The sequence below is a fragment of the Anabaena azotica FACHB-119 genome (assembly GCF_014697625.1).
Taxonomy (GTDB): Bacteria; Cyanobacteriota; Cyanobacteriia; order Cyanobacteriales; family Nostocaceae; genus Trichormus; species Trichormus azoticus_A.
Genome location: NZ_JACJSG010000104.1, coordinates 1 through 6321, shown reverse-complemented (window position 1 = coordinate 6321; position 6321 = coordinate 1). Strand labels below are relative to the sequence as shown.

General features: G+C 40.9%; 10 protein-coding genes. All 10 read left to right on the top strand.

Annotated features, from left to right (window positions below; translation table 11 throughout):
• Nucleotides 1-139 precede the first annotated feature (139 nt).
• Nucleotides 140-598 (top strand): DUF1392 family protein, encoded by a 459-nt coding sequence (locus H6G83_RS34360; RefSeq protein ID WP_190480597.1) that lies wholly within the window; start codon nt 140-142, stop codon nt 596-598.
• An 89-nt stretch (nt 599-687) separates the two neighbouring features.
• The gene (locus tag H6G83_RS34355) at nt 688-1077 is read left to right on the top strand and encodes a terminase gpP N-terminus-related DNA-binding protein (RefSeq protein WP_190480596.1); all 390 of its coding nucleotides are present in this window, start codon (nt 688-690) and stop codon (nt 1075-1077) included.
• Between the two features lie 26 nt (nt 1078-1103).
• Nucleotides 1104-2579: a hypothetical protein gene (locus H6G83_RS34350; protein WP_190480594.1), complete on the top strand. Its 1476-nt coding sequence runs from the start codon at nt 1104-1106 to the stop codon at nt 2577-2579.
• A 364-nt stretch (nt 2580-2943) separates the two neighbouring features.
• On the top strand, nt 2944-3495 hold the full coding sequence (locus tag H6G83_RS34345; protein ID WP_190480592.1) for a WGR domain-containing protein: 552 nt from the start codon (nt 2944-2946) through the stop codon (nt 3493-3495).
• Nucleotide 3496: 1 nt separating this feature from the next.
• Nucleotides 3497-4540 carry a phosphoadenosine phosphosulfate reductase domain-containing protein gene (locus H6G83_RS34340; protein WP_190480591.1) on the top strand — a complete coding sequence of 348 codons (1044 nt, stop codon included), beginning with the start codon at nt 3497-3499 and terminating at the stop codon, nt 4538-4540.
• Nucleotides 4541-4669: 129 nt separating this feature from the next.
• Nucleotides 4670-4963: a hypothetical protein gene (locus tag H6G83_RS34335; protein WP_190480589.1), complete on the top strand. Its 294-nt coding sequence runs from the start codon at nt 4670-4672 to the stop codon at nt 4961-4963.
• A 50-nt stretch (nt 4964-5013) separates the two neighbouring features.
• A complete protein-coding gene (locus tag H6G83_RS34330; RefSeq protein ID WP_190480587.1) occupies nt 5014-5226 on the top strand; it encodes a hypothetical protein in 213 nt (70 codons plus the stop codon).
• Between the two features lie 72 nt (nt 5227-5298).
• A complete protein-coding gene (locus H6G83_RS34325; RefSeq protein ID WP_190480585.1) occupies nt 5299-5475 on the top strand; it encodes a hypothetical protein in 177 nt (58 codons plus the stop codon).
• Between the two features lie 18 nt (nt 5476-5493).
• A complete protein-coding gene (locus tag H6G83_RS34320; RefSeq protein WP_190480583.1) occupies nt 5494-5862 on the top strand; it encodes a hypothetical protein in 369 nt (122 codons plus the stop codon).
• Nucleotides 5863-6115: 253 nt separating this feature from the next.
• On the top strand, nt 6116-6321 hold a 206-nt coding region (locus H6G83_RS34315), incomplete at its 3' end, for a hypothetical protein (protein ID WP_190480581.1).

Here is a 6321-nt window from a genome sequence, read left to right as displayed (position 1 = left end):
TTAACAAGCGTTGTCCGAAGTATTACGAAATCGGTACAGGTCATCTTAGAGAGTTTTTAAATAATCCCCCGCAACAAATCAAAAAGCGAATTTCTAGCCTGGATACCGAAGCTATTAATCATCTTTTGGGGAAGAAAGTATGACAGAACAAATTCCTCTTCTAGAAAGGTGCTGGTATTTCTCTCCGCCTTGGGGTCAAGAAATACCACCCGTTGAGGTCAATGTGTGGGAGCGAGTTTATCTTAGGGCTTCACGGACATTTGGATACTGCTCTGGGTTTGGGTGGGCTAGAGGCGAGTGGAGGTATTTCATTGAACTTGAGAACGATACTATAGTTGCTACCAAACAAGAGATTCTTGGTACTGGACGCATGGAAGCGAACACCGTGAAAAAACCAGCGTATGCGGTGGGCGATCGCGTGATGTTGGTCAGTAATCCGCCTACGACAAAGCAGCGTTTGGTGTTGGGTGTCCAGGTTGCAGATCAGGCTTGGTATTACCTCGTAGAGTGGCGTTCACCAATGCTTGTCCCGACGAGTATCGTTTGCGATTGCTTTTCTATGGTCAGGGAAGAGGATTTAGTACGGGTAATGGTCTGAATCCCTGGTATTGAAGAGTTCAGTAAAACGACTCACCTTTATTTCTTTACTACAAAATATCAATTTTGATGAGTTTTGGAGGTTTATCTATGTACAGAAGATGGACTGAAGCAGAATTAATAACTTTGGAACAAATGGCTGAAACATATACAGTCAAACAGATTGCCTTTCGGTTAAAAAGACGAGGATATTATCGTAGTGAGTTAGCGATCGCTGGCAAATTATATAAGCTTGGTTACTCTATCCGGCCTACTCTTGATAACTATAGCTGTAGTGAGATAGCCAAAAATCTTTGCTTACATCGAGCGACTGTGACTTACTGGGTCAGACAAGGTTGGTTAAAAGCTAAAAAACGTTGTGTTCATTGTTATCAGGTGAGAAGTCAAGACTTAAAGCGGTTCTTTCAGAATCCACCAGCATCAATTAAAAAGCGGATTATGGCGATAGATCCACAGGTTATCAGCTATTTAGTGGGTTAGTCAATGTAATTGATGAGGTGGAATAAATGCCGACTCTCACCTATGTTAAAGGACTACCGACTCCAAGAGAAGAGTTAAATAGTTTAGGACTTACAAAGTTTGAGATGTTTCTGACTGCTTATAGTTCGGTATTTCATAAAGCAGCGTGTGAAACAGCTAATTACCTTTTGGCAGCAAATAGCTTCAATAACTCTAGCTGGAACACTCATCTACAAAAGACTTATGGCATATCAAAACGTCATGCCAATGGCGTAATTAGTCTTGCTCAAGGTGCGGTTAATGCTTCTAAGGAACACCGTAAGCTTCACATCAAAACACTGGAAGGAAAGCTAAAATCGCTCAACTCTTGGATTACCAAGTCAGAGAAGAAATTATCTGATTCGGCTAAGTTCTATGCTAAAAATAACTGGCATAATTCTAAAACAGGATGTCGCTTTCCCCTGTCTTGTTCTCTCAAGTTCCGTAATACTAATTGGAATAATTTACGTTTTGAAATTCACAATAAAAAACGTCGGGCTTACAAATTAGCTAAACAGATTGAAACCTTAAAAACTTCCCCAATTCAAACAATTATCCCTAGAAATCAAGTATTTATAATTGGTTCCAAAGATGAAAAGTTTGGTAATCAAGTTTGTCAATGGGACGGAAATACCCTAAAATTCCGCGTCCCAGCTTGTCTAGAATCAAAGTTTGGTAAGTACGTACAGACAACTCTTGGTAACTTTAACCGCTTGCATTACCGATTACCTGAAGATGGCGCAAAGACATGGCATTTCTTTCGCAAGCACAACAAATGGAATGCAGCAGTGCAGTTTACGCCAAAACCAGTTGAGCGTGTTTCTAAACATTCTGCTTATGGCTGTATTGGGATTGATATGAATCCTAGCTCCATTGGCTGGGCATATGTTGATAAAGATGGCAATCTCAAATCTCATGGTCAAATCCCGCTACAGATGGGACTACCATCAGGCAAACAAGACGCACAGATTGTTGAAGCTTGTTTAAGACTGGCGCGATTAGCCAAAACATTTGCTTGTCCGATTGTTTGTGAAGAATTAGACTTTTCTACCAAGAAAGAGCAACTGGGAGAACGTGGAAGAAAGTATGCTCGGATGCTCTCTGGTTGGGCATATAGCCGTTTTTACCAATTACTAGACAGTATTGGGAGCAATCGTGGCATTTATCTAATGAAGGTAAACCCAGCCTATACCAGTCTCATTGGTATGGTGAAATATGCCCGACAGTATGGACTACCTTCAGACTGTGCTGCGGCGATCGCTATTGCACGGCGTGGTATGCGATTAACTGAAAATATTCCCAGCTCCATAACCGCCTATCTCTCCGTGAAGGATGGAAAGCACGTATGGAGCCTTTGGAACCAACTAAATAGATTGATAAAGAAATCTAGCATTAAGCGTCACGACTTCTATGCTATCTCTAACTGGGGGTCTTTAGTCAAGCGATTGTCAGAAGAATCTGGCACAAGCAAGCCTCGGCGTTAAAGACGATTTTCTAAGAAGATAAACCGCTAACTTCTTTCTACATAGATTTGAGTTTTATTACCCAAATATGCGTAGATTTTTACAAGCGGCTGCGCCCAAGCCAGTTGAAGCGAATTGAGTTCTTCAAAAAGGATTCGTAAGATGAAAATAATCGCAGCAGCTTATTTTGGATTACTATTCATAAGCATGGGTTCAGCTACAACGCTCGTAAGTGCAGAGGCGTTGTTCTGTACTCAAAAGAATAGTCCAGAATGGTGTAAATCAGTCAGTAAAATCACAGATGCTTTCATAGGTTACTAATCAATAGTTATGTTACAGGTGAATATTTAATGTTCACCTGTTCAAATATTCATCTTTAAAACTCATGGAAACATATCTTGTTTACGTCAATGCTGCCAGTAACAGCAATAAGTTCTGGTCAGCAAAAGTTGAAGAAAGTAAAATCACTGTCCAGTGGGGGCGGGTTGGTTACGATCCCCAAATCAAAGTACATCAACTGAGTAACCAGGGAATTGCGATCGCTAAATACAATAATCTTGTAGTCGAGAAGAAAGCAAAAGGTTACGAAGAAAGTCAACCCCAGATAGAGTCATGTAGCGTTGTAGATATCAGACGGGCTATTCAACTACTAGACTTGCTTCGTTCTTATATTGCTAACAGGAATTTAAACACGGCAGGCTACATAGACTTGCTTAACCAATATTTAAAAATAATCCCCACGCCGTTGGGGATGCAGCTAGACCCCTACAGAATTTTCCGCAGCGTGGCAGATATAGATCATCAGCGACAGTTGTTGAGTTCTTTATTGCCTGCCACCACTGTAGCTGCTGCCGTTCAGGTTAAAAAATCTGTCACAACTGATGAGAAAGTTGTCAGTTTGAGAGGGATTCATCCGAACCTCTGGCGGCATTTCTAATATGTATACTCAGCTTAGTTTAGATTTCGGTATCGAACTAAGCTGTGAACAATATCCAGATTTTGATGTTCACAGCTACGACCATTACATAATTGCATTCAGTGGCGGGAAAGATAGCCTAGCCTGTATACTCCATCTTTTAGAATTAGGAATCCCCAAGTCAAAAATCGAATGCTGGCATCACCTAGTGGATGGTCAAGGCGAGTTGTTCTTCGATTGGCCCATCACTGAAGATTATTGCCGTAAAGTATGCCTTGCCTTGGATATCCCGTTATACTTTTCGTGGCGAGAGGGTGGGCTAGAGCGTGAGATGCTCCGGTTCAACTCACCAACTGCACCGACGACTTACGAAACACCCCTCCAGTTACAAACTTCCGGTGGCAACAGCAACAACGCTTCCACTCGCTGGAGATTTCCACAAATTGGTGGGAGCATGGTAACGCGGTGGTGCAGTTCGTACTCGAAAATTTCAGTGGGGGACGCAGCGATCGCCAATCAAGAACGATTCAAAGGTAAGCGCACCCTAGTGATCAGTGGTGAGCGTCGGGAGGAATCGGCTAGCAGAAGTAAGTACAAGCAGTTTGAACCACACCGTACTCACACCAAAAGCCGTCATGTTGATCATTGGCGAGCGGTGCTTGATTGGGATGAGGCGGGAGTGTGGAATATTATTCAAAGGTGGAATCTGCGATCGCACCCCAGTTACGAATTAGGCTTTGGGCGCTGTAGCTGTATCATCTGCATCTTCGCTTCTGATGATCAACTGGCATCAGTCTATCAAATCGCTCCGCAAGTGATTGAAAAGATGGCTGATTATGAGAAACAGTTTGATAGTTATTGGCGTAAGCAGGGTAAAGAGGGATATACCATTCATCGACAATACACTGTGATGGAACGTGTAGCGATGGGTCGTCCGTATTCGATGAAGCCAGAGATTATTGAGTTGGCGCTGTCACGCGAATACTGCGAATCAGTTGTAGTGCCTTCAGGAAAGTGGGAATTTCCACTGGGTGCTTTTAGTAAAGACAAATCTGGCCCAGCCTAAGTTTTCAAAAAGATATTGAAATCCCTCGGTCATACCGAGGGATATTATAAATTCAAGACCTATAATAATTTTTCAAATATCATGAAACAACCTTGTAAAGATTGCCCATTTAGAAAGTCCGTATCTTATGTGCTTTCGCCAGAAAAAGCACATGATATTCTAGACGGTATTACACACGATAAAGCCTTTCATTGTCACAAAACAGTAGATTATTCTAATTCTAATGAAGGTCAAGTTACTACGGAATCAAAATTGTGCTTTGGTGCGGTTTTGTTCTTGGAAAATACTGTGCGTGGAGGTTGTCGCTCAAATGTAATGTTCCGGTTTGGGTTGAAGCGCCAAGAATTTCAACTTTTTGATTTGCGGCATGATGAAAGCATATATGAATCGTTTGATGAATTTATTGAGGGAGTTAGTTATTGAATTAAGGCTACGCGAAAACAAGCAGAAAAATAATATGTTGGGTGTTAACCATGAAAATAGATGTAGCTGCAATAGAAAAACAAGTGTGGTCAGCAGACGTAAATCTAGAGTTGGGCGATGTTTTTGATGCAGTATGTGAAGAACATCATCTAAACACTGAGCATCTAGAACAAACTTTATGTTGTAAAGACCCATATCGGTTAGTCGGATTTTTACAGGAACTAGAACCAGCAGAGATTTCTGATTATTTGGAGATCAAGTAAATCTTAAAATATTAATATGCAAAAGTTTTCAGTTTTTGCATATTAAACTTTCTCATATATAGGCGAAAACCAATGACACAAGACCTAAGCAACTCAAATGCAGCCAAGAATCGGCACTGCTGCATTTGCGGGAAGTATTGCCAAGAGGAAGAGATTTATTTTCCTGAATTGGTGCAGTGCTTAAACTGCTACACCCTACAAGATGTCATCACAGCACCAAAGTTATTTATCATTCCTCGGTCTGAGTAATCCATTTATTAACAAATCATGACAACATTAGACCTAAACGATGAGCAATTAACAGTTATCTCAAAAGCTTGTGAACTGTTTGCGCGGATTCACATGGGGCAATTGGAAGAAGTAGCTTGGTTATTTAGTTCATTGTCAGAGGAGCGCTATCAAGAATTAACTGAAACTCTCAAAGAACTAAATACTCTGATTACTCAGATGCCCAAGCAAGCCCACTTTGGCATCAGGAGTGAACAAGTTCCGCAAATAGCAAAAAGTGCATATGATATTCATCAAGTTATACAGCATCATTTAGCCTGGAAACAGAATCCTCAAGGGGGAGTTGGGGGTAATTTTGATTCCCCTGTTCAGTATTCAACAATCCCGCTTCCAACGATTAGTGATTAATCAAAATCAATCAGAGTAAACCTATTGAGCATAAAAATAATTGATAAGTTTTCTCTGATTGATCAATTTTGGCTTTCTGACTATTTAACCCAGCAATTAAGCCTGTACTATAATGTTTAATACAGGCTTTTTATAGATTATTTCTAAGTAACAAATACCAGCAACCGCTACGCTAAAGAATTATGAGTTGAGACTAGATTAGTAATCACAACTCGCGCACAAAGCCCCTTAAACACAAAAAAAGGCAGCTACTATGACAGCTATTGAAACAACTTTCGATTTCGATTCCAGAGAAAACAGAGCATATGAAAAGACCCCAGCCGGCAAATCCATAAACTCACCGGCGGGTATTTGGATAGCTTATGAGAATCAGGAATTAGCCGGATGGTATGAAGGTAAACAACTCGAAGGTGGTAGAGAATATAAAGTCCTCACCAAGAAGTTGGATGAGAACGATGA